Origin of the sequence: Helicobacter pylori, from assembly GCF_003638305.1 — a bacterium.
GTDB classification, from domain to species: Bacteria; Campylobacterota; Campylobacteria; order Campylobacterales; family Helicobacteraceae; genus Helicobacter; species Helicobacter pylori_DJ.
Genome location: NZ_MVYP01000006.1, coordinates 1 through 22,592, shown reverse-complemented (window position 1 = coordinate 22,592; position 22,592 = coordinate 1). Strand labels below are relative to the sequence as shown.

The following is a 22,592-nucleotide window of genomic DNA, read 5'->3' as shown; positions in this document are numbered from 1 at the left end:
TTCATTCAATACGCTGAGCATGATGATTGTCTTTTTATATTCAAACAAAAGGATAGAGATAGCAGATTGGTAACACAATGATATTTTTTATATTATTTTACAAACTATGTAAAATATTCGCCTTTTTCTAAAATGATAGCAAGTGGTGAAAAATTTGACTTTGTTTTTATTGAGCGTTGGTTATCAAATCTAAAAAATATTGTATTTTTAAGATTGGATAATAGAGAGCTTGATTTTATCAAGAGATATTTTTAAAAGCGGTCTTATGGATTTAGGGGGGATTTTAGTTGGAGAATTATTTCAAAATACCCTCTTATCTCCTTAAGAAAATGGGTTTAAAATAAAGTTTAAAAACACAATTTTTAAAAGTTAAAGAACCAGCTATCAATATTTTATTAAGGCAAAGTTTTTTATAGATCTAATTCATGCTCTCCACAAACGAGCCAAGCGACATCAATTTTTGATAGCGGTTGTCAAGGAAATGAGGGTCTTGTTGGATAGTCCTTAGAGCGTCTAAAAAATATTCTTTGATCGTGTTAGCGGCTGAAAATTTGTCTCTATGAGCCCCTTTGCTAGGCTCTAAAATAATATCATCAATAAGCCCCGCCTCCTTTAAATCTCTAGGCGTGATTTTCATCGCTTTAATAGCCACTTCAGTCTTGCTAGGGTCATCCCAAAGAATCGCCGCACAACCTTCTGGGGATATAACGCTAAAAATGGAATATTCCATCATAGCCAACTTGTCTGCCACCGCAATCGCTAGCGCGCCACCACTGCCCCCTTCACCGATAATGATAGAAATAGTAGGGACTTTTAAAGAGGCGAACTCTTGGAGGTTTTTAGCGATCGCTTCACTCTGGCCTCTTTCCTCTGCGCCAATCCCCGGATACGCCCCGGCTGTATCCACAAGCATTAAAATAGGCAAATTAAATTTTTCAGCAAACTTTGCCATTTTCAAAGCTTTACGATAGCCACAAGGGTTAGGCATGCCGAAATTTCTTAAGAGTTTGTTTTTAGTCCCTCTGCCTTTTTCTTCTCCGATCACCACAACCGGGACATTATCAATTTTCCCTATAAAGCACACGATCGCTTTATCATCGTTATAGTGCCTATCGCCAAAGACTTCATATTTATCTTTTAAGATGAGATCAATGTAATCCATAGCGTAGGGTCTGTCAGGGTGTCTTGCTAATTGGAGTTTTTGAAAGTCTGTGAGATTGGAGTAAATGGTTTTAACTTCTTTATCCAATCTTTTTTCTAAGATTTCTTTAGCGTCCTCATCGCCTCTAATAAGGGCTAATTCAATTTCATTTTGAATCTCTTTAATATGATTTTCAAAATCTAAATAAATGGCCATTCAAAATCCTAACTTTGTAAAACTAGGCTTTTTTGAAAATCACAACACCATTAGTGCCACCAAAACCAAATGAGTTACTCATCACCGCATCCACTTGTTTTTCTCTAGCCACATTAGGGATATAATCCAGATCGCATTCTGGGTCAGGCGTTTCTTGATTGATAGTAGGAGGTAAGATCCCTTGATTCATGGCCATGATAGAAATAACGGCTTCTAACGCGCCCGCAGCGCCCAAGCAATGCCCAATCTGCCCTTTAGTGGAGCTAACAGGGGGGACTTTTTCTTTAGAGCCAAACACATTTTTTAGAGCGATGCTCTCATATAAATCGTTATAATGCGTGCTTGTCCCATGAGCGTTCACATAGCCTACTTCCACTTTCGCCATTTCCAAAGCCATTTTCATGGCTCTAAAAGCCCCTTCACCCTCAGGGGCTGGGGCTGTGATATGGTTAGCATCGCCACTCTCGCCATACCCAGCAAATTCTGCGTAAATTTTAGCCCCTCTTTTTTTCGCGCTCTCATATTCTTCAAGCACCAAAGCCCCAGCGCCTTCGCCCATCACAAAACCATTGCGATCCTTATCAAAAGGTCTTGAAGCTTTTTTGGGATCATCATTCCTTGTAGAAAGGGCTTTAATGCTCGCAAACCCGCCAATCCCTACAGGACAAATGGTGGATTCCGCTCCCACGACGAGCATTTTATCAGCCCCATTGAGCAAAATGGTTTTAACGGCTTCAATAATCGCATGAGTGCCTGCTGCACAAGCCGTTACGCTAGAGAGGTTAGGCCCTTTAATGCCAAACTCAATGGAAGTAAAACCTCCAATCATATTCACTAACGCAGAAGTGATAAAAAAGGGATTGACTTTTCTAGGGCCTTTTTCAAAACAAAAAATGGAATTCGCTTCAATATTGCCTAATCCGCCAATCCCAGAGCCAGAGCTTACGCCCATGCGATTTGCCAATTCTTCAGGGCATCTATTGCGAGCGTCTAAAATCCCACTATCTTTCATCGCCTCTTTCGTGGCTTTCAAGGCTAATTGAATGAAACGACCCGCCTTTTTAACATCTTTGGGATTCATCACCTCTGTAGGGTCAAAGTCAGTGATTTCTCCAGCAATACGCACAGGAAACGCGCTCGCATCAAAACTTTCTATGTTTTTGATACCGCATTCCCCTTTAGCGATCGCTAAAAAAGAATCTTCTTTATTTAAACCTAGCGAATTGATCATCCCCATTCCAGTTACTACAATCCGACGCACCAATAGCTCCTCATTTCAAAACTTTAATTCAATAAAACTAGATTTTAGCTAAAGCTAAATTTTTGACTAAAACCTGGAGACAAACGCTCCAAGTTAAAAAGATTAAGCTAGTTTATTATCCTCAATATACTTCACCACATCGCCCACATTGACGATTTTTTCCGCTTGCTCATCAGGAATCTCAATGCTAAACTTTTCTTCTAACGCCATGATCAATTCCACGACATCTAAAGAGTCTGCACCCAAATCCTTCACAAATTCCGCCTCTGGCGTAACTTGCACCGTATCCACATTCAACTGCTCAGCAATAACTGCCTGAATATCTTCAAATAAAGCCATAATTAAAACTCCCTTGTTTTGTAAAAATTAAATCAACCATTCATTGGAGCGTTTATTTTTGCTCCAAAACATCTAAAATCCTATACAACAAATAAATTACAATGAGAAACAATATTAAGTAAATAATCCCCATTTGATAATAACCTCTTTGTTTTAGAATAACCTCATAATGTTAGCATGATTTTTGCTACTTACAAACTTTTATCGCTAAAAGAATGTTTAGGACTACATATAAAGCCCGCCATTGACTTTGAGAGTCTCCCCAGTGATGTAACTAGAGTGATCGCTCAAAAGAAACGCTACCGCTTCTGCCACTTCCTTAGCAGACCCTAGCCTATTTAAAGGAATGTTTTTAACATAATCCGCTTTGAGTTCATCTTTCAAATTAGCGTTCATGTCGGTTTCTATAAAGCCTGGCGTTACAGAGTTGAAACGAATATTCCTTAAAGCTCCCTCATAAGCAAAGGACTTGCTCATCGCAATCATCCCCCCCTTACTCGCTGAGTAGTTTGTCTGCCCCATATTGCCTCTTTCACCAATGATAGAAGCGACATTAACCACACTCCCAAAACGACTCTTACTCATCACCTTTAAAGCCTCTCTGCAACCTATAAACGCTGAAGTGAGGTTATTTTCTATGACATGGTGAAAATCTTCTGTCTTCATTTTGATCGCCAATTTATCGCGCACCACACCGGCGTTATTCACCAAGTAAGACAAACCTCCATCGCTTTGGACAATGGTTTGTATCGCTTCAACAAAATCGCTTTCAGAGGTCGCGTCAAATTTAATGACAGCCGCTTTATAGCCTTTTTCTTCAAGCTCATTTTTTAAAGCATCAGCCACTTCAGCATTACTGCGGTAATTGATCCAAACTTTCAGCCCCATAGAAGCGAGAGTTTTGGCGATTTCAGCCCCAATGCCTTTAGAAGCTCCAGTAATAAGAACATTTTTCCCTGTGAATTGCATTATTCAATAATCCTTAAATTTTAAATTCGTTCAAGTTTTTATAGTCTTGATTCATAACGCCTTAACATGTAAAGACGCTTTAAAACTTTCTTTTTAGCGCTGATTTTTTGTTTTTTGCGTTTTTCAGTTTTAGACTCAAAGAACCTTCTAGCACGACATTCTGTTACCACCAAATTGCGATCGGTTTGCTTTTTGAATCTCCTGTAAGATTCATCAAACGCATCGCCTTCTCTAACCTTAATCCCTGGCATACTGCTATCACCTCTTTTCCATAGCTTAAAATCATTGCTTAACAATGGCTACAAATGAAACAGCATTATATAAGACGAATTAACTGGTTGTCAAGAATTTTCACTTTTTTCTAGCAATTTTGTTAATAAGGTTATAAGGATCAAAGGCGACTGTCATATACACTTGGTAAGATTCTGACCAAGGCAAACTCCTATCAAAGCCCCCACGCATCGCATTAAGCACGAAATTGATTCGAACGGATGCGAAGTCGTTTTTCCAATTATAATAAAAATCAAAACGATTGTATAAATTAGCTTGAAAGAATGGCACGCCACGATAAATAGGCGTGGGGCAGTAAGAAGGCGTGCAATACATTTCAACATACTGGTATTGGTTATAAAAAGGCATTTCTGGGGTTTTAGCGAAATAAAATAAATTGTGTATTCCAAAGCCTTTGTATTGGATCTCCACATCAAATTGCCCGCCCACGCTGTTCATAAAAGGCACATTTTTGTGGATTTGCCTTAATCGGCTTGATTCAGAAACCATACCAAAACTGGCATTGAGCTTTTCCATAAAGGGGGCGATGTCTAAGAGGCTTGTCCCTATGTAAGCGTTAAAATAAAGGCGATCCATAAGATAAATATTATTGCTATCAATCGCTTTTTTTTCATTAAATTGCATGCCATCAGCCCCATTCAAAAGGTATTTGTCTTCGTTATGGAACAAGACAAAATACCCTCCAATACCCAATAAATCCTTAAAGAAATTATAAGCGACAGAGCCGTTCATTTGAAACCTATCCATTGCGTTCCCATAAGGGTTCCTCCCAAATTTACAAGTGTTGTAACAATTGCCTCCAAACCAATCTAGCATGAACTCCGCATGCCCATAATAGGGTTTTGAAGGCGAATAATGGTTTTGAAACTGCAATAAAAACCCTCTAGCGTTGGGGTCTATAAACCAATAATAGGGGGCAAAAACATTCAAACCATACCTCCCTAAGAGGTTTTTTCTAGGAAAGATGCCGCCATAAAAAGTAAAATGTTTTCCCCTAGCCTTATAATACATAGTAGGCCCCCAACGGTAGGGAAAATTGGTGCTGTAGTTATGGAAGTTTTGAAAGAAATACGCCCCCACAGTCAAGCTTTGCTCCACACCTCTTGTATAAAATTGGATCCCAAAATTTGGAGTTAGACGGGTTTTAAGATTGGTGTTAGTATTGACCCAATAAGGCGTTGAGCCTTCATGGTCCATGATGAACATATTGAAACCCAGATTGTATTTAAAAATGTTCCAATCAAAAGCGTAAGAATTAACCGCTAACAAACAAGCCAGAAAAGAATGTTTTAAAAAGGTGTTTATCACCACTTGTTACCCCTATGTCATCATTTTTTTGATAAAAAAGCTTATCTTGTAACAAATGGGTATTCTAGCACATCTAAAAATATTTTTCTTTAGATTTAATATAAAATGGCGTTTATTTCATGTTAGAATAGCCACTATGATGTTACAACACACTAACTAAAAAAGGAAATTTTAATGGAATTAGGAAATAAAAATATAAAACCCGGTCGTAAGCGTGTCGCTGTAGATGAGTTGAAACGCAATTTTTCAGTTACTTTTTATCTCTCTAAAGAAGAGCATGATGTTTTAAGACGACTAGCTGATGAAGAAGTAGAAAGCGTCAATTCCTTTGTCAAACGCCACATTTTAAAAACAATTATTTACAAAAAAGGTGCTAACCAAGATTCTTCTATCAATTATGATTCTTCTAGTAGGCTTTAAGCCTACTTTAAGGTATTCGCTCTTTAAGAGCAACACCCGCTAGAGCATTTAGTTTTAATCCCTACCGATGAGCGATCCATCAAGCAAAATCCTTTACCCTCCAAATAGCGTTTCGCATCAAATCCGGCCACAAATAAGCCTCCAGCAAATAACGCCAAGTCTTTAACCACTAGCCTTCCAGCTCCAGAAAGCCATGGGAAATGCTGATTGACAAACACTTCTGGCGTTGTGAATAAAAAAGATAGAGTCGTGATTGTCATTCCAGCGACAAGCAAGCCCCCAACTACGCCCATTAAAGGCATCCAAAGCCCTAAAAGCACCAAAATGCCTAGGATCATAATCGTGATCCCTAAACCTTCAGCCACTAAATAAGTGCGGTTTTCTTTATGCCATTCTTTGTTTTCAACGATTTTAGGGTCATCTTGCATTTCTTCTTGCATGGATTGGGATTCAGACATTTTGTGTTGTTTGTATGCGGGTTTTTCAAATTTATACATGAAAGAAAAGAAAGGGGAGTTAGCCACAAAAGGGGCGATCCCTTCAGCTTCATACGGCACAAACTTAAGCCCTCCAATCCAAATAAAAATGATGAAAATAGCTATATGCATCAAATAGCCGCCTAGATTCTGGAGTTTTGTGATCAATTCAAGCAATGATTTTAACGCTTGCATGGTTTTATTCCTTTAGGATATTTTTTATATTGCTAAAAACAGCCTAGAAATGATAGCGCATTATATTTAATTACGACAAAATCATCTTGATTACCATTATAAGAAATGATGATCAAAAACACCCATGCCCAAAACACCCATGCCCAAAACGCTCATGCCAATATAACGCGCGACTCCTTTATAAAAAATTTCATCATTTTTTAAAGAAAGCTCTAAAAATTCGTTGCTTTTAGGGATGAGAGTGGCTTTTTTAGGGGTGTTATGAAAAAGGTGCGCAACGATAAAAACCGCTGCCATGCCTGTCCCGCAAGCCAGCGTGAAATCTTCAACCCCTCTCTCATAAGTTTGTAAAAAAATCGTCTCTTCATTTTCTATAAAAGCGATGTTAATATTAGCGTTAAACGCATGCCTTAAAGCCCTTAATTCTAATGTGTTAAGGGAATTTAACCACTCTTTATTTTTCACAAATCCTACTAAATGCGGCACTCCTGTATCTATGAGATAGAAAGTAAGGATATTTTCTAAAACGCTGTTATTAGTAAAAAATTTTTTGCATCTTAAGGCGGATATGGTGTCTAGGATTTGATAATTACCGAGATTGCTCTCAATAATATTGGGTTCTTCTATGCGAATAGAAATCTCTCTTTTTCCGGCTAAAAAAACATGCTCTTTAGGGGCTATAGCATGTTGGTAGGCAAATAACCCCACGCAACGGCTCGCATTCCCACACATGCCAGCTTTAGAGCCGTCTGAATTGTAAAAATCCCATTCGTAGTCATAATCTTTACTTGGTAAGACGACCACAAGCCCATCAGCCCCAAAACCCTCATGCCTATGGCACACCTGTTTGGCTAAATTGGAAAAATCTTTTTTTTTGAAGCTTTGCGTGATTAAAAAATCATTCCCGCTCCCTGAATATTTGTAAAACACCATTGATTGCAAGCCTTTTTGATTTTAATTATAAGTTAAAAGAGGTTTTTTATCCTTAAAAGAGCGTTTTTTAGCTAACATTTGATAATTTTTGGTTCAGTTTAAGGGGATAATTTCATGAAAGCTCAGTATTTTTTTTGGATTCTTTTTTTGATTGGTTTTTATTGGATGATCTATTTGTATCAAGATTTTTTAATGGATGCATTGATCGCTGGGCTTTTGTGCGTGGGGTTTTTTCAAGTGAAAGTTTTTTTAGATAAGCGTTTTTTCAATGTTGTCAGTTCGTTTTTATGCGTTTTAATTTTAGCGAGCGTTTTGATCGTGCCGTTGTATTTTATTGTTTATAAAAGTTCTAATATCATTTTTGAAATCAATTTTGAAAAATTTTCAGCCCTAATCAAATGGCTTAAAGGGACAATCACCGAAAATTTGTCGCATTTTCCTGCCATTCATGATGGAGTGAGCAAGTTTTTAGAAAATTTTAGCGCCGCTTCCATCACGGGTTATTTGTTGAAAATAAGCAGCTATGTGGGAAGATACAGCTTGAAACTCATTACAGACGCTTTGTTTATTTTGGGGCTGTTGTTTTTCTTTTTTTATTATGGGGAGAGATTTTATCGTTATTTTTTAGGGGTCTTGCCTCTTGGAATCAATCAAAGCAAAAAGATTTTTGAAGAAGTGGCTGGGATTTTACGCATCGTGCTTTTAACTTCTCTCATCACGGTTATTTTAGAGGGCGTGGCGTTTGGGGTGATGATCGTATGGTTTGGGCATGACGGCTGGTCTTTAGGGATTTTATACGGCCTAGCGTCTTTGGTGCCGGCTGTTGGGGGGGCTTTGATTTGGATCCCTATAGCGATTTATGAGCTTTATCATGGGAATGTGAATGAGGCTATTTTTATCGCTTTGTATTCCATTTTATTGATTAGCGTGTTGATTGATAGCGTGATCAAGCCAATTTTAATCGTCTTCATCAAAAAAAGAATTTTTAAAACTACCCTTAAAATCAATGAAATGCTGATTTTCTTTTCTATGATTGCTGGGATTTCACAATTTGGTTTTTGGGGGATCATTGTAGGGCCTACTATCACAGCGTTTTTTATTGCGTTATTGCGATTGTATGAAAATTATTTTATCCAAAACGATCAAAAAGCATGCGAATGTTGAATGAAATAACGCAAAACAACTAAAAGCGTAGAAATCAAAGAGTGGGGTCAATTAGTGTTTTTGAATGGCATCAAGAGAAGCCCACGATTTTTTCGACCCCGCAAGCTATCACAAAAGAAAAGAGCCACTTGTCCTTTAACACTTAAAATTTTGACAATTCTAACGCACCAACCCAAACATAAAAGATAAGAATATAAAGAGTAAAAGCTTTTAATCGCTGTTTATTACTGAAGCGAACTAAACGCCACCACAATTGTAAAACCAATGACTAACGAGCTATTGAAAGGGTTACAAAACGCGCTAAAAATAACAGCCTTTTCAAGGAATAAGCAGGGCTAATTCTTAAGGGAGTGGTTTCATTTTTTGTAGCGGATCAAAGGGTAGGAGCAGTTTTGGCATAAAAGTTCTAACGCTTCGCCCTTTAAAAAATGGGTTTTGATAGCCATAGCTTTTTGGCTCTTTAAAATATCTTTTAGGGGCGTATGGTTTAAATCGCCAAGGTTGATATTGGCTTGCGTGTCCATGCAGCACGGCACGACAACACCATTAGATAAAATAGCGACTTGCTTGATCAAGCCGTAACAATAGGGGATTTTTGATTCTTGGTTTAAAGGATTTTGGGCGTTCAAATTCGGCCATTTAAAGGTTTTTTGGATATTCAAAAAACTTTTTTTAAACAGACGAGCGCGGCCTTGCGATTTTAGAGCCTCTAAAGAAACGCATTCAAAGCTTTCTAAAAAAGGCTTGATCAAATTCTGGTGTTTTTCAAGGGTGCCATCTTGAATGCGTAAATTCAAAAACACTTCGCTATTTTTTTCAAATTTGTAGCGGCAAAATTCTAAAATTTTTTGGATGTAGCGGTGCTGGTTGATTTTGTTATGATTGTCTAGCCCCGCGTCTAAAGAAATAGAAATTTGATAGATTACATCTTGTAAAAGCGTTTCAAAATCGTGCAAATACACCCCGCTAGTAACCAAATCCACTTTCAAAGAAAAGCGTTTAGCGGTGCTTAAATAGCGGTTTAAATTTTTGAGCTTGCAAGGATCGCCTAATACATGCAAGGTGATGATTGGGGTTAAGGGGGCCGCTTCTTTACAAACTTTTTCAAATAATTCTAAAGGCATCACGCCTCTGATATTTTTGGGGTTAGGGCAAAAACTGCATTGTAACCCGCAAATATCGCTTAATTCTATATAGATTTTTTTAAAAAGTTTCTTGTTGGGTGTCAATTCTTATGAGAAAATAGTAACGAAGAGAACTAGACATTGAAGCGAAAATGCAACACATCGCCATCTTGAACGATATAATCCTTACCTTCAATGCGTAACGCTCCCTTTTCTTTCGCGCCGGCTTCGCCCTTATAAGCGATAAAATCATCATAACTGATGGTTTCAGCTCTAATAAAGCCTTTTTCAAAATCCTTATGGATCACCCCAGCAGCCACAGGCGCGCTAGAACCTTTTTTAATCGTCCATGATCGCACTTCCTTGACCCCAGCGGTAAAATAATTGATCAAGCCTAATTCCTTAAAACTCAAACGAATGGTTTTTTCTAGCCCGCTTTCTTCTACGCCCAAACTTTGTAAAAATTCTTTGACTTCATCTCCACTCATAGAAACCATTTCTTCTTCTAATTTAGCACACAAGACGACAAACTCGCTATTTTGGGCTTTCGCATGGTTTTTGACTTTTTTGGCATGCTCATTGAGAATATTTAAATCTTCTTCGCCCACATTAGCGACATAGATCATTTTTTTATGGGATAAAAAACGCAATTCCTTGTCCAATTCCAAAAAAGTCTCGCTTGTATTCAAGGGGAAAGTTTTCGCCGGTTTTAATTCTTCTAAATGCGTTTTTAAATTCAAAGCGCATTCCAAAAGATTTTTAGCGTCTTTTGAGCTTTTTAGGGCTTTTTGCAAGCGATCGATCCTTTTGTCTAAAGTGGCAATGTCCGCTAAAATCAACTCCAATTCAATGGTCTCTATATCATTCAAAGGGTCAATTTTATCGTTCACATGCGCGATATTGTCATCTTCAAAACAGCGCACCACTTGCAAGATCACTTCGCATTCCTTGATATTGGCTAAAAACTGATTGCCCAAACCCTCCCCCTTGCTCGCTCCCTTAATCAATCCGGCAATATCCACAAATTCCACCACAGAATGCAAAATGCGTTCAGGCTTTACGATTTGAGCCAACGCATCAAGCCGCCTGTCAGGCACATTCACAATGGCTTTATTGGGTTCAATGGTGCAAAAAGGGTAATTCGCACTTTGGGCGTTTTGGGTTTTAGTGAGTGCGTTAAAGGTGCTGGATTTGCCCACATTAGGCAAACCCACAATGCCTACAGACAAGCCCATTTCAAGCCTTTTTCAAAAGCTCTTCCACAAAAGCTGTGCAAGCTCTCACGCCAGCCCCACTCGCTCCAAAGCTATTCACATCCCATTCTTTTTCCACATAAGCAGGGCCTGCAATGTCAATGTGTAGCCACTTATCTTTAAACTCATCTCTAATAAATTCATTCAAAAACAAGCCCGCAGTGATCGCACCGCCATAGCGCGAAGAAGAAATATTACACACATCAGCGATTTTAGATTCAATCAATTTCTTCAAATGGCGGTTAAAGGGGAGTTTGGCTAACAATTCGCCGGATTCTAACCCTGAAGTTTCAAAGAGGTTTTTTAACTCTTCATTATGCCCCATGATCGCTGAAGTGAATTCGCCTAAGCCCACAACGCATGCCCCAGTAAGGGTTGCAAAATCCACGATCACATCAGGGCTTAAATCTTGAGCGTAGCTCAAACAATCCGCCAAGACCAAACGCCCTTCAGCGTCAGTATTACGGACCTCTATGCTTTTGCCTTCTTTAGAGATCAAAATATCATCTGGTTTATAAGCAGCCGGACCTATCATGTTTTCTGTAGCCCCAATAATGCCATGCACTTCAGCTTCCACGCCCAGTTTAGCTAACGCGTTTAAAAGCCCAATCACCGCAGAGCCACCGCCTTTATCCGCTTTCATGGTAACCATGTAATCGGCCGGTTTCAAGCTCAACCCTCCGCAATCATAAGTCAAGCCCTTGCCCACTAAAGCGATTTTTTTCTTCGCTTTTTTAGGCTTATAAACTAAGTGGATCAAGCGAGGGGGATTGACAGCGAGAGAGGCTTTATTGACCGCTAAAAAGGCGTTCATTTTCTTTTCTTCTAAAAATTTTTCATCATGGACATGGATTTCTAAATGGTTTTCTTTAGCCACTTTTTGCGCCACTTCAGCCATATAAACCGGGGTGCCAATCATAGGAGGGGTATTGACTAGATCTCTAACGATATTCAAGCTTTCTGTCATGACTTCAGCGTATTTTAAAGCTTCTTTAGCGCTCTTTTCTAAAGAATTCGCGCAAGTTTTTTCGCAAGGTTTGTGCAATTCTAAAGCGACAATGACTTCTTTTAAAACGCTTTCTTTTTTGTTGGATTTAAAGGTGTCGTATTCATACAAACCCAATTTCAAGCCCAAAAACAGCGCTTTCAAGTTTTCTAAAAGTGCGTTATCTTTAGAATGTGCGCCACAAGTATAAACGCCCACTTTAACGCTTTTAAAAGCGAGTTTCTTAAGGGTGCGAACGGCTAAACACGCACTCTCTCTTAATAAATGCACATCATCTTCTTTAACGCCCACATACAGGATTTTATTTTCTTGGTCTAAAAATACGCCTTCGCCTTCGTATTTAAAGGTTTCTAGCAATTTTTTATTTTTGACCCAAGCGTGGCTAAAATCCTTATTGACAATAAAAACTAAACCGCATTCAGCTTTTGCGTTTTCAAAAGTGGTTTTTTCTAATTTGATTTTTAACATAAAGTCTCCTTCTTTAATTTCATATCTTTCAAGAATTGTATTGCACTCTAGCGGTTTTTCTTACTATAGTATTGGAAATACCACAGCACTAACGCCAAGAAAGATACTAATAGTAATATTAGCGCATAAGGGTGTTTTTTAAGCCACTCTAACGCATGCAATAACTCTTCTCCTAAATACCACGCTAGAATAATGGTAATGCTCGCCCACACCATCGCGCTAATGAGATTGATGATAGCGAATTTTAAAGCGCTATAGCGCGTGAGGCCTATACTAATGGGAATGATGGTACGCATGCCATACATGTAGCGTTGGATAAAAATGATAAACCAGCCGTGTTTTTGCAACAATAAATGGGCTAGGGCTAGTTTTCGGCGTTGTTTTTCTAGCTTTTTTTGGATGTAAGCTTTATTGGTGCGGCCGATGTAAAAATAGATCTGATCCCCCACAAAGCCCCCAATCCCTGCGACTAAAATGGCTAACCCTAAATGCATATGACCGGTATAGCTGGCAATCCCTGCTAAAATCAACCCAATTTCGCCTTCTAAAATGCTCCACCCAAATAAAATGAGATACCCCCAAGTCGCTGCATGCTGATTCCACAAATCAATGATGTATTCTTCCAAAATTCACCCTTATCCTAGCATTCTAACAAACAAAAGGTTTTCACGCGTTCTTCTAAAAGTTGGATACCCGGTAATTCTTTTAACCCTATCAAAAAGCATGCTTCTATGCATTCAGCTTGTAGGGCTTTGATAAGCTCAAGACTCGCTAAAGCTGTGCCTCCAGTGGCTAATAAATCATCAATCAACACCACCCTTACCCCCTTAATTCCCCTAAAAGCGTCAGAGTGGATTTCTATGCTATCGCTCCCGTATTCTAGGCTGTAGCTTTGAGACAAGGTGTGCGCAGGGAGTTTGCCCTTTTTCCTCACAGGCACAAAACCCACCCCAAGCGCATAAGCTAAAGCAGAGCCTAAAATAAACCCTCTCGCTTCAATGCCCACGATAAAGTCTATATTGAGAGCGAGATAGCGTTTTTTGAGCGCGTCAATGAGTTTGTTAAAGAGTTTAGGGTAGTTGAGTAGCGTGGTAATGTCTTTGAATAAAATCCCTTTTTTAGGGTAGTCTTTCACTTCTCTGATACTTTGTAAAAGTTCTTCTTTGAGCGTTTCATTCATTTTGATATCCTCTATCTAATATAACGGATTGGTTGTAGAATTTTGGTTTATTATAGCGTTTTTAAAGGAGAGCTTCTATTTTTTGCTCCAATTCTTTAATACGATTTTTATATTTATCCGATTCGCCTTTGTATTCAGAATTGCGCTGTTTAAGGGCTTTCAGTTCTGTTTTTAACGAGCTCATTTCTTGGGTAAGAATATCAATATTACCCAAAGCTCTTTGGAGTTGCAACTGGTGTTTTTGGATCAAAATTTCAGCTTCTTGTAAGGTGAGCTTCATGGACGCATTGGTGCGTTCTTGCCGTTTAGCCACGGTTTTAAAAAAGAAAGTGCGCACGCCCATATAAAGGATAAAAACAATAGCGATAGTGATGATAAACCATTGGGTAAACATTCTATTAAAATATCCTTTTAGCGAAACGATGTAATTATACTATATTAGGTTGATGATTTCAGCGATTCATCTAGCTTTTGGATACGCAACACATGACGGCCTTGTTCAAATTCTGTAGAGAAAAACGCTTCCAAAATGCTTTCTGCTACGCCGATACCGCTAATTTTTTCGCCCAAGCACAAGACATTGGCGTTATTGTGCAAGCGAGTCATTTTAGCCATGTAAGCATCAAGGCACAAAGCGGCTCTAATACCCTTAAAGCGATTAGCGCCCATGCTCATGCCTATCCCTGTGGCGCACACTAAAATGCCATAGCTTTGCGGATTTTCTAAGACCTTTTGGCACACTAATTTGGCGTAATCAGGGTAATCCACCCTCATAGTGGGTAAAAAAGCTTGGATCTTAAAACGCTTGTCTTCTAAAAAATGTTTAACAAATTCTGCAAGATGTAACCCTGCATGATCGCTGCCTATAAAAACTTGAGCGGTATTTAAGGGCTTATTCATCAGCTCTCCTTGATAAAAGATTAAGAAAGGAGTAAGGAAAATAAAAATCTTGTGGGTGCATGGATAAAAAACTCCGATAAAGGGGGGATAAATAAGAATACTAACACAATCAACAAGCCGTAGCGTTCCATTTTAGAAAACCATTCCAATAAAAACGCGCTTTTAAAATGTAACGCTAAAAAGCTTAACGCTTTGGAGCCGTCTAAGGGCGGGATAGGGAGGCTATTGAAAACGCCCAAGACAAGATTATAAAGAATGCCTTGAATGAGAAAGGTTACTAACGCAAGCTGATAAAGATTCAACTCATCAACGCTTAAAGCGTTGATCCCTAGTTTTTGGAAGCTCCAATGCGTGATGAAAGCGAGCAGAACGGCCAGAGTGAAATTATAGATCACCCCGGCTAAACTCACCACTACGCATGCTAGAGAGCCTTTTTGAGAGACAATACAGCGCATATCCACAGGCACCGGTTTGGCCCACCCAAATAAAAAGGGGGCTTGAAAAATGAGTAACAGAGCCGGTAAAAGCACCGAACCTATCATGTCTAAATGCCTGATAGGGTTTAAACTCAAACGCTTGGCGTCTTTCGCACTCCTATCCCCGAATAAAAACGCGCTCAAGCCATGCATGATCTCATGCCCTATGATAGCGATCAAAAGGGCTAGGATTTTCATTAAGGTGGTAATAAAACTTTCTAGGGAGAAATCAAAAAATTGCACAAAAAACCTTAATGCGTTGTTTTTTCTTTTTTAATGATTTTTTCTAAGCCTTCAACGCTTTTAAACATGCGTTCCCAACGCACCAGATAGCGTTTTTTAGGGTTATTTTCCGCATCCATTTCCAAGCTATTTTTTAAACTCAAACTGAAATAAACAAACCATGGCGAACCCACGATATTTTTATAAGCCACACTCCCCCAAAAGCGCGAGTCGCTAGAATTATCTCTATTATCGCCGATCATGAAAAATTCATCGTGATTGATTTTCTTATAAAACACCTTTTCGCCCTCCATTTGAATGAGTTGCATGCTGATATTAGCTTCTGCACCTTGAGTGGCTAACTGCTCCATTAAATGGAAGGTTTCATTGTCTTTTTGGTAATGGATACCCGGATGCTTATTTTTATAAGGGTTTAAAACAAAAATTTTACCCATAAATTCTTTAGTCATGGCATCTGGGTAATGTTTAGCAATATAATTTTTATCGTTGCCGCTCTCAAAAGGGTGCAAATAAAACCCCTCATTAGTGAATAGCACCTCATCGCCTCCAATGGCAAAATTCCTTTTGACATAGTAAGATTTTTTTTCATGGGGAGGGATAAACACCACCACTTCGCCACGCTTGGGGCGATCCCCCTCTATCAAATGCCCGTTATTTTTAAAATCAGGCATAACAGGAAGCTCAATCCATGGGATTTTAGGAATGGGTATGCCGTAAGAAAACTTTTTGACAAAGAGCATATCACCCTCATAGAGCGTGCCTACCATAGAGCGAGAGGGAATGATAAAGGCTTGCGCGACAAAAAAGATAACCAATAGCACAATAACAATCGTCCCCACCCAACTGGAGCAAAAAGCATAAACAGAGCGTAAAAATTTCATTAAAATCCCTTCCTTTGTTGTTTTTCAAAAGCGATTAGAGTGTTTTCTAAAAGCGAAACGATCGTCATAGGCCCCACGCCTTTAGGCACAGGGGTGATAAAACCGGCGACTTTTTGCGCGTTGGTAAAATCCACATCGCCCACGATACGCCCGTCATTCAAATGATTGATCCCAATATCCACCACTACAGCCCCTTTTTTTAACATGCTCGCTTTAATCAAATCAGGCTTACCCACGCCCACGCAGACAATATCAGCGTTTTGGGTGTAAAAACTAATGTCTTTAGTCAAAATATGGCACACGCTCACGCTAGCCCCAGCGTTTAACATGAGCATGCTTAAAGGTTTTCCAATGATATTGCTCGCCCCAATAATCGCCACATCCTTGCCCTTGATTTCAATGTGATAATGCTCTAAAAGATGCATCACGCCCATAGGGGTGGCTGGCAGAAACGATTCTTTTTGGGTGCAGAGTTTGCCGATATTAAGGGGGTGGAAACCATCCACATCTTTACTGGGGTCAATGGCTTCTAAAATCATTTTAGTATCAATGTGTCTGGGCAAAGGGAGCTGGACTAAAACGCCTGAAATATTTTGATCGGTATTGTAATCTTTAATCAAGGACAGCAATTTGGCTTCAGTAATATTTTCTTGGAGGGTTTTTAAGTCAAAATCCATGCCCACCCTTTCGCATGCTTTGATCTTCATATTGACATAAGTGATACTCGCAGGGTCTTTTCCCACTAAAATCACGGCTAGTTTGGGGCGTTTATGCGTTTGCACGGTTATTGTTTGGATTTTATGTTTCAAATCTTTTTCTATATCATAAGCTAGCGCTTGCCCGTCTAATAAAACAACGCCCCTATTTGGCATGCCCATTTATCCTTTATATAATTAAAATCCTACTATTGTAGCAAAAATCATGCGTTTAAGGGAATTAAAAACTCAGTTTGTCAATCTTTAAGATTAGCCCCATGATAAAGCAAGTAGAAACTAAGAGCTTTTAAGGATTCTAATTGTTGGTAAAATTTAGAAGCTTCTATTTTGTCGTTTTGTTTCTTGTCGTTTTGTTTATCCTTTGGCTCTTTAGGGCTTTCATTCAAATACCTTAACCCCAAACTCGGGTTATAAAAATAATCTTGGGTAGCGATCGCTTCATAGCCTAGCGCGTAATTGGGGTGGCTTGGGGGGTTTGTTGTATTGTTAGAAAATAAAGGCTTCCCAAAACTCACAAATTGAAAACCTTTAGGAGCGATTAATTCAATAATCGTAGGAGCGATGTCTAAATGCGATCCGACCTGACTGATTTTTTTAGGCTTTAAAGTGGGGGCATATAAAATAAGCGGCACGGATTTAATGATATACAAATCGTTTTTAGCGTATTCATAGCTCCTGTCAAAATGATCTCCTGTGATAATAAAAAGCGAGTTAGGGAATTTTTGGCTGGCTTTTTTGATGAAATTGACTATTACTTTGTCATACCAGTAAATATGCCCTAACGAATTAGCGTCCGGTAGATTTTCTGATTTGGGGGTTTTTCCCACAAATTGTTGGATTTTTTCTAAAGGCACGCCAAAGGCTTTGAGATTCACATTTTTGATCGCATGGTTGCTTAAAGTCATGACCATGCTGAAAGTTTTTTCATGGGGGTTGGTGTTTTCTAAAATATAGTCAAATAAAATATTATCATGCACTCCCCAGTTGCTCTCTATGGGCTTAGGGTAGGGCTTGTTTTTAACAAATTCTAAGAGGTGATTGTTAAAATAAAGGGCGTGAAAACCTTGTTTTTTGGTGAAACTGGTTAATTTATTCCAAATCCCGCTGCCTCCATAATAAAAGTTGTTTTTATAACCTAAAGTTTTTGTGATATTGCCAATCGCCATAGGAAAGCTAGGGAGGATCACCCCTGAATTGACTAAGTTATTATCATTAATATAGGGTAAGCCTGTGATCTGAACATCTAGGCTTTTAACGGTCCGTGGGGCGCCTTCAATAAAAGCAGAAAGCATGTGGGCATGCTCTTTTTTAACCAAGTCTTGTAAAGCGCTCGTTAGTCCTATGGAATCAAATTTTTTATCAAAATGCCATGAACTTAGGGACTCTGAAACGATATAAAAAACATGTTGAATGGTTTGATTGGAGTTGTTGTGGCTTGTCTGAGAAAGCAACTCATAGAGGTTGTTTTGGGGGTTCTCTTTAAGATTGAAATAATTTTTCGCCACTTCTAAAGGCGTTTCTTTAGCAAAATCGCTGAATTTAAGGTTATGGCTTTGTCTGTAATTGCGCGCCAAAAGATAAAGGTTGCGAAACGCCCCAGGGGTAATTTTCATTAAAAAAGGATCTTTGGCTGGCTCTATGCTGAGATCTAAAGATGTGCCAACAAAGCTCAATTGCGCGTTAATGTAAAACATTTGCGTGAGCGAAAAAAGCACAAATAAAATGAAAGTTTTAAGGGGTTTGGTGGTTTGATAAACATTTGTGGGCTTAAAAAGGGCGTTTTGGAGTTTGAAATAGATAAAAGAAATTAAAACGCTAAGGATTACAAAAAGTGAAAAACTAGAAAAAATAGGGTATTCCCCACTCATTTTTAAAATCGTGAGCGTGTCTTCATGCAAAAATTCCAATAAATTTTCATCAAACACATTCCCATAAATGCCATAATAAACAATGTTAGCAATATTTAAAAACAGGATAATAGCGATAGAAAAACACGCCATAATATTAAGCATTCTGGTTTGGTGTTTAGGGATAAATAACCCCAATAACCCGATGAGGATAAAAAGAATCGCTAAGCTTGAGACCACACGATTATCGTATCTTGCCCCATTGAATAGGGTTTTGATGATTTCATCAAAAATAGGGTTTTTTAAGGCATGCTTATAATAGCCAGTATAAAGGATAAAGCCGATACGATTGAACACAAACAACAAGCTCATGAAAAAGGTGAAATAAAAACCTTTTAAAAAGAGCGAAAATAGGGCATTAGATAAGGGTTTCATAAGCGTTAATACAACCTTTTTTAACAAGATATAAAGTCTTAAAAAAGACAAAAAGAAGCAAGGGGAAATCCAATAAAGAATCTAATATTTGAAAATTAGAATGCATCAAAAGCGAACTGGATAACGCTACTAAAGCGATTACACCTAATAAGGGGCTGCTCAAAAACAAACTGCCGCAAAAAAGCGCGCTAAAAATCAGAGAAGCCATGAAATGATGATAGATTGAAAAAGGCAAAAACCCTAAAATATCTGTCAAAAGCAACAGATTGAAAAACAGAATGACGCTATAAGATAACAAAGTTTCTAAAGGGGGTTTTTTGAGCATATGACAAGAAAAACTCACATAAGCAAGGATTAAAAGACAGCTAAAAGGGCTTAAGGGGGCTGTAAAACTGCTTAAAAATTCATTGAGCGATAGAGAGTCTTTAAAAGTGATATTGCTTAAAATCACGCTTATAAAAGAGAGCGAAAACCTCAAACCCAATGGCTTATTTTTGAAAAAAAAGAAAATTAAAAAAACCCATACAAAACTCAGCGTGTAAGAAGAATATATAAACATGATTGATTACTTGAGAAGGGAATTTAAATAAGCCATATTGAAACGGATGTGTTTGATATGAGAGCGGTTGTAGGTATAGACAATATCTATAAAATGAGAATTAAGACTATAGCTTGGGTAACTCACTTCATTGGCTTTGTCTAAAACTTTTAAGGTTTTAAACGAGTTTGGGTTTTCTAATTTAGAAAGCCAGAGTTCTTTACGACGCAGTGATAAATCGCTAGGGTTGTGGATCAAATACAATTCTTTGTTTAAATTGATCAAATTCAAAGCGTCATTCAAGTTTTTCAAATTCGTGAGCGTGGGTTTTTGCCAAGCGGTGGGTGTTTTACAGGTTTCTAGCATGAGGCTATCTTTAAAAGAATGGTTTCTAAACGCCATGACAGCGCAGTCTTTAAAGGGGGTTAGGCTTGGCTGGAGCTGGTGGTTTAGGGTATTAGGCCTTAAAAGTTCTCGTGGGTTATTTTGTTTATCAAATTTCAACAACAAGGGGTATTGGGTGGCTAATTCGTGATAGAGCGGTAGCACAAACCCGCCATCAGTGGTGTTTAAAGGTTTATTTTTTATCAAATGGCTCAAGTTTAAAAAAGGGCTTAAAGAGAGCTTTCGCGCAAACTTAAAATGAATCGGCTCTAAAGCGCTTTCAAGTTGATAGATTTTAGAAGTAGCCCACCCGCCCATGCTCACCCCTACCACAAATAACAAAATTTTATCGTCATGCAAGAAAAGCAAGGGGTTACCTAGTTTTTTGATGTATTCATGCGAATGATGAGAAAGCTCTTCTTTGGTTAAAATAATGAAGGCTTCGCTCCAGCGATTAGTCTTGCTGTCAAAAAGATTCGCACTGATTTTCACATCCCTTGCCCCTTCTTTAGTGCCGCTAAAATAAGCACTCAAAAGATTGTCGTTAGGCAAGCCGATTAAAGAGCTCGCATGCACGCTTAAAGCGTCATTTGGTTTAGGGATAGTGAGTTGTGTGAAATAGGTGGGGGTTTGAGTAACAAGGGTTTGATTATGCATGAAAGCATAGGGGGGGGTTTGGCGCTTCATTATAATTAAAAATAAAACGATAAAAAGCCCCACAAAAAAGGCGGCATGTTTTAGGCGATTTCTTGAAGGTTCCAAGATAGCGTTTCGCCCCCTCTTAAGATAGCAATTTTTTCATTCAAACAAAGCGTGTGTGTAGGGACTATAAAAGGTTTTTTAGACAAACGCGCTTTTTTATTAGGCAAATTGTCTAGCGCGTAGATTTTTTTAGCGTTATCGCTGATAAAGGCTTGCAAGTTTTCTAAAGCGTTGTGTTTTTCAAAAAGTTCGCACAACGCAGGCAACAAAATAGGGGCAGAAAAGATGCCCGCCGGGATGTTAGCGCTATGCTTTTTAGAGACAAAATGCGGAGCGCTATCAGAGCCAAAAGAGATTTTAGGGTGGGCTTTTAAAGCAAGGGACAAAAGCCTTTCTTGGTCTTTTTTGGTTTTGATTAAAGGTTTGCAAAAACAATGCGGGTTCAAACTCCCCCCTAATAAATCATCTAAGGTCATGCTGATATGGTGTAAAGTCAAAGTCGCATAGAGGTTGTCATGCTTTTCAATCAAAGCGATACTGCGCCAATCGCTCAAATGCTCTATAATGATTTTGAGTTTGGGGAATGAAAGGGCGAAAGTTTCTAAAACGCTATGGCATAAAAATTCTTTATCCAAACAAAACCCGGCTTGTTCTGCATGGACGCATAAAATAAAGCCTAATTTTTGGGCGTTTTCTAAAACCTCTAAAGTCTTTTCACCCAACAAATCCGAAGTGCCGTTTTGCGCGTTTGTGGTCATGCCTTTGGGGTAGAGTTTTAAAAATTTAATGCCTTTTTCGTGAGCGCGTTGCAATTCTTCTAAAGTCAAACCATCGTTAAAATACAAACTCATTAAAGGCTTGAAGTTTGAAGAATTTTTTAAAATTTCTTCTTTATATTCAAGGGTGATCGGAGTGTCAATCAAGGGCTTACTGAGGTTTGGCATGATCACTGCAGCGCTAAAAGGCTCGCTAGAATATCTTAACACCGCTTTTAAAAGCGCGTTTTCTCGCACATGCAAGTGGGCGTCTATGGGGTCAAAAAGCGTGATTTCCATTTTTTAATTGCCTCCCAAGTAATAGCGCACTCTAATGCGAATGAGGGTTTTAGTTTTGGGGCGTGGGTAATCCTTATAAGCGATCTGAATGGTCTTTAAAGTGTTGTCATCAAGCATTTTGTATTCAGAGCCAATGATGATTTTAAGATCGGTAATATCGCCGTTAGGGTGCAAGTAAAACTCTACCGCATTCGTCCCGTCTTGCCCTAAATAAGCCGCTACTTGAGGGTATTCTAAATACTTTTGCGTGATGCGCCCAATATCCCTTAAATTATTCCTGATGAAATCTTTTTCGGCTGTGCCTAAATCCCCAAATTCTTCGCCATACAATTCATCAATATCCCTTCTGGTTTGGTTATCCAAGCCTTTATTATTTTCTTTTCTGGGTGGCGCAACTTCTTTAGGCAAGAAAGAAAGCTGGTTAGGGTCAAATTCTTTTTTGACAGGTTTTTTCTCTTCTATTTTTTTCTGCTCTACTTTTTGTTCTGCTACTTTTTTCTCTTCTTTTTTCTCCTCTACTACTTTTTTCTCTTCCACTTTTTCCACTTTTTTAAGAGCCTTATGTTTGTGGTTGGGCTTTTTGGGTTCTGGTTTGGGCTTTGGTTTAGGCTCAGGCTTTGGCTTTTCTATGGGTTTTGGTGGGGTTGGCGGAGTTGGGGGTGTGGGTGGAG

The 22,592-nt window shown here is 38.7% G+C and carries 25 protein-coding genes; 2 read left to right on the top strand and 23 right to left on the bottom strand.

The genetic code is table 11. The features are described 5' to 3' along the window. Positions 1-418: 418 nt before the first annotated feature. From accA to EAL04_RS03695, 6 genes are all read right to left on the bottom strand, one after another. Entirely contained in the window at positions 419-1,357 is a 939-nt protein-coding gene (gene accA / locus EAL04_RS03720) for an acetyl-CoA carboxylase carboxyl transferase subunit alpha (protein WP_001029401.1), read from the bottom strand. A 22-nt stretch (positions 1,358-1,379) separates the two neighbouring features. Then, positions 1,380-2,618, bottom strand: coding sequence for a beta-ketoacyl-ACP synthase II (locus EAL04_RS03715; protein ID WP_120973353.1), 1,239 nt, complete (start codon positions 2,616-2,618; stop codon positions 1,380-1,382). A gap of 102 nt (positions 2,619-2,720) precedes the next feature. Continuing rightward, positions 2,721-2,957: an acyl carrier protein gene (acpP, locus tag EAL04_RS03710; protein ID WP_120973351.1), complete on the bottom strand. Its 237-nt coding sequence runs from the start codon at positions 2,955-2,957 to the stop codon at positions 2,721-2,723. A gap of 225 nt (positions 2,958-3,182) precedes the next feature. Then, the gene (gene fabG, locus EAL04_RS03705) at positions 3,183-3,926 is read right to left on the bottom strand and encodes a 3-oxoacyl-ACP reductase FabG (protein ID WP_001160863.1); all 744 of its coding nucleotides are present in this window, start codon (positions 3,924-3,926) and stop codon (positions 3,183-3,185) included. 38 nt (positions 3,927-3,964) lie between these two features. After that, positions 3,965-4,177 carry a 30S ribosomal protein S21 gene (rpsU, locus tag EAL04_RS03700; RefSeq protein WP_001117785.1) on the bottom strand — a complete coding sequence of 71 codons (213 nt, stop codon included), beginning with the start codon at positions 4,175-4,177 and terminating at the stop codon, positions 3,965-3,967. A gap of 100 nt (positions 4,178-4,277) precedes the next feature. Beyond that, positions 4,278-5,528, bottom strand: a complete 1,251-nt coding sequence (locus EAL04_RS03695; protein ID WP_120973349.1) for a hypothetical protein — start codon at positions 5,526-5,528, stop codon at positions 4,278-4,280. Positions 5,529-5,699: 171 nt separating this feature from the next. On the opposite strand from EAL04_RS03695, the gene EAL04_RS03690 reads away from it, so the two are divergent. Further along, positions 5,700-5,945, top strand: coding sequence for a ribbon-helix-helix domain-containing protein (locus EAL04_RS03690; protein WP_000418870.1), 246 nt, complete (start codon positions 5,700-5,702; stop codon positions 5,943-5,945). Between the two features lie 23 nt (positions 5,946-5,968). Here the strand turns inward: EAL04_RS03690 and EAL04_RS03685 are convergent, their stop codons facing one another. Further along, a complete protein-coding gene (locus EAL04_RS03685; protein ID WP_001148267.1) occupies positions 5,969-6,616 on the bottom strand; it encodes a YkgB family protein in 648 nt (215 codons plus the stop codon). A 96-nt stretch (positions 6,617-6,712) separates the two neighbouring features. After that, complete coding sequence (dapF, locus tag EAL04_RS03680; RefSeq protein ID WP_120973347.1) at positions 6,713-7,549, bottom strand: diaminopimelate epimerase; 837 nt, start codon at positions 7,547-7,549, stop codon at positions 6,713-6,715. A gap of 114 nt (positions 7,550-7,663) precedes the next feature. On the opposite strand from dapF, the gene EAL04_RS03675 reads away from it, so the two are divergent. Further along, positions 7,664-8,713, top strand: coding sequence for an AI-2E family transporter (locus EAL04_RS03675; protein WP_000647337.1), 1,050 nt, complete (start codon positions 7,664-7,666; stop codon positions 8,711-8,713). Between the two features lie 356 nt (positions 8,714-9,069). Here EAL04_RS03675 and EAL04_RS03670 read toward each other — a convergent pair whose 3' ends face one another. The 15 genes from EAL04_RS03670 to EAL04_RS03600 all read right to left on the bottom strand — a co-directional run. Next, the gene (locus EAL04_RS03670) at positions 9,070-9,942 is read right to left on the bottom strand and encodes a radical SAM/SPASM domain-containing protein (protein ID WP_162982480.1); all 873 of its coding nucleotides are present in this window, start codon (positions 9,940-9,942) and stop codon (positions 9,070-9,072) included. Positions 9,943-9,971: 29 nt separating this feature from the next. Then, positions 9,972-11,072, bottom strand: a complete 1,101-nt coding sequence (gene ychF / locus EAL04_RS03665; RefSeq protein ID WP_120973345.1) for a redox-regulated ATPase YchF — start codon at positions 11,070-11,072, stop codon at positions 9,972-9,974. Position 11,073: 1 nt separating this feature from the next. Continuing rightward, the gene (locus EAL04_RS03660) at positions 11,074-12,564 is read right to left on the bottom strand and encodes a leucyl aminopeptidase (RefSeq protein WP_120973343.1); all 1,491 of its coding nucleotides are present in this window, start codon (positions 12,562-12,564) and stop codon (positions 11,074-11,076) included. A gap of 47 nt (positions 12,565-12,611) precedes the next feature. Further along, positions 12,612-13,190 (bottom strand): DedA family protein, encoded by a 579-nt coding sequence (locus tag EAL04_RS03655; protein ID WP_000393402.1) that lies wholly within the window; start codon positions 13,188-13,190, stop codon positions 12,612-12,614. Positions 13,191-13,204: 14 nt separating this feature from the next. Beyond that, a complete protein-coding gene (gene apt, locus EAL04_RS03650; RefSeq protein WP_001006106.1) occupies positions 13,205-13,744 on the bottom strand; it encodes an adenine phosphoribosyltransferase in 540 nt (179 codons plus the stop codon). Between the two features lie 61 nt (positions 13,745-13,805). Further along, positions 13,806-14,138: a hypothetical protein gene (locus tag EAL04_RS03645; RefSeq protein WP_000495089.1), complete on the bottom strand. Its 333-nt coding sequence runs from the start codon at positions 14,136-14,138 to the stop codon at positions 13,806-13,808. 44 nt (positions 14,139-14,182) lie between these two features. Next, positions 14,183-14,644: a ribose 5-phosphate isomerase B gene (rpiB, locus tag EAL04_RS03640; protein ID WP_001039831.1), complete on the bottom strand. Its 462-nt coding sequence runs from the start codon at positions 14,642-14,644 to the stop codon at positions 14,183-14,185. Between the two features lie 20 nt (positions 14,645-14,664). Next, complete coding sequence (locus EAL04_RS03635; protein WP_120973341.1) at positions 14,665-15,363, bottom strand: site-2 protease family protein; 699 nt, start codon at positions 15,361-15,363, stop codon at positions 14,665-14,667. 8 nt (positions 15,364-15,371) lie between these two features. After that, a complete protein-coding gene (gene lepB, locus EAL04_RS03630) occupies positions 15,372-16,244 on the bottom strand; it encodes a signal peptidase I (protein ID WP_120973339.1) in 873 nt (290 codons plus the stop codon). Next, complete coding sequence (gene folD, locus EAL04_RS03625) at positions 16,244-17,116, bottom strand: bifunctional methylenetetrahydrofolate dehydrogenase/methenyltetrahydrofolate cyclohydrolase FolD (RefSeq protein WP_205585778.1); 873 nt, start codon at positions 17,114-17,116, stop codon at positions 16,244-16,246. The genes lepB and folD overlap by 1 nt, the downstream gene beginning before the upstream one ends. 80 nt (positions 17,117-17,196) lie before the next feature. Further along, a complete protein-coding gene (locus EAL04_RS03620; protein WP_120973335.1) occupies positions 17,197-19,242 on the bottom strand; it encodes an LTA synthase family protein in 2,046 nt (681 codons plus the stop codon). Then, entirely contained in the window at positions 19,226-19,801 is a 576-nt protein-coding gene (locus EAL04_RS03615) for a 3-deoxy-d-manno-octulosonic acid hydrolase subunit 1 (RefSeq protein WP_120973333.1), read from the bottom strand. The genes EAL04_RS03620 and EAL04_RS03615 overlap by 17 nt, the downstream gene beginning before the upstream one ends. 6 nt (positions 19,802-19,807) lie before the next feature. Continuing rightward, entirely contained in the window at positions 19,808-20,926 is a 1,119-nt protein-coding gene (locus EAL04_RS03610; RefSeq protein WP_120973331.1) for a 3-deoxy-d-manno-octulosonic acid hydrolase subunit 2, read from the bottom strand. Continuing rightward, positions 20,902-21,921: a dihydroorotase gene (pyrC, locus tag EAL04_RS03605; RefSeq protein WP_120973329.1), complete on the bottom strand. Its 1,020-nt coding sequence runs from the start codon at positions 21,919-21,921 to the stop codon at positions 20,902-20,904. Before pyrC ends, EAL04_RS03610 begins: the two co-directional genes overlap by 25 nt. Before the next feature lie 3 nt (positions 21,922-21,924). Continuing rightward, positions 21,925-22,592, bottom strand: a 668-nt coding sequence (locus EAL04_RS03600) for an energy transducer TonB (RefSeq protein ID WP_120973461.1), incomplete at its 5' end; no start/stop codon positions are given.

Excerpts from the sequence above, each read along its gene's own strand:
- rpsU (WP_001117785.1), bottom strand. The coding sequence starts at position 4,177 with ATGCCAGGGATTAAGGTTAGAGAAGGCGATGCGTTTGATGAATCTTAC.
- EAL04_RS03615 (WP_120973333.1), bottom strand. The coding sequence starts at position 19,801 with ATGTTTATATATTCTTCTTACACGCTGAGTTTTGTATGGGTTTTTTTA.
- pyrC (WP_120973329.1), bottom strand. The coding sequence starts at position 21,921 with ATGGAAATCACGCTTTTTGACCCCATAGACGCCCACTTGCATGTGCGA.
- EAL04_RS03660 (WP_120973343.1), bottom strand. The coding sequence starts at position 12,564 with ATGTTAAAAATCAAATTAGAAAAAACCACTTTTGAAAACGCAAAAGCT.
- acpP (WP_120973351.1), bottom strand. The coding sequence starts at position 2,957 with ATGGCTTTATTTGAAGATATTCAGGCAGTTATTGCTGAGCAGTTGAAT.
- fabG (WP_001160863.1), bottom strand. The coding sequence starts at position 3,926 with ATGCAATTCACAGGGAAAAATGTTCTTATTACTGGAGCTTCTAAAGGC.
- EAL04_RS03675 (WP_000647337.1), top strand. The coding sequence starts at position 7,664 with ATGAAAGCTCAGTATTTTTTTTGGATTCTTTTTTTGATTGGTTTTTAT.
- EAL04_RS03645 (WP_000495089.1), bottom strand. The coding sequence starts at position 14,138 with ATGTTTACCCAATGGTTTATCATCACTATCGCTATTGTTTTTATCCTT.
- rpiB (WP_001039831.1), bottom strand. The coding sequence starts at position 14,644 with ATGAATAAGCCCTTAAATACCGCTCAAGTTTTTATAGGCAGCGATCAT.
- apt (WP_001006106.1), bottom strand. The coding sequence starts at position 13,744 with ATGAATGAAACGCTCAAAGAAGAACTTTTACAAAGTATCAGAGAAGTG.
- dapF (WP_120973347.1), bottom strand. The coding sequence starts at position 7,549 with ATGGTGTTTTACAAATATTCAGGGAGCGGGAATGATTTTTTAATCACG.
- lepB (WP_120973339.1), bottom strand. The coding sequence starts at position 16,244 with ATGAAATTTTTACGCTCTGTTTATGCTTTTTGCTCCAGTTGGGTGGGG.
- accA (WP_001029401.1), bottom strand. The coding sequence starts at position 1,357 with ATGGCCATTTATTTAGATTTTGAAAATCATATTAAAGAGATTCAAAAT.
- EAL04_RS03620 (WP_120973335.1), bottom strand. The coding sequence starts at position 19,242 with ATGAAACCCTTATCTAATGCCCTATTTTCGCTCTTTTTAAAAGGTTTT.
- EAL04_RS03685 (WP_001148267.1), bottom strand. The coding sequence starts at position 6,616 with ATGCAAGCGTTAAAATCATTGCTTGAATTGATCACAAAACTCCAGAAT.
- folD (WP_205585778.1), bottom strand. The coding sequence starts at position 17,116 with ATGCCAAATAGGGGCGTTGTTTTATTAGACGGGCAAGCGCTAGCTTAT.
- ychF (WP_120973345.1), bottom strand. The coding sequence starts at position 11,072 with ATGGGCTTGTCTGTAGGCATTGTGGGTTTGCCTAATGTGGGCAAATCC.
- EAL04_RS03690 (WP_000418870.1), top strand. The coding sequence starts at position 5,700 with ATGGAATTAGGAAATAAAAATATAAAACCCGGTCGTAAGCGTGTCGCT.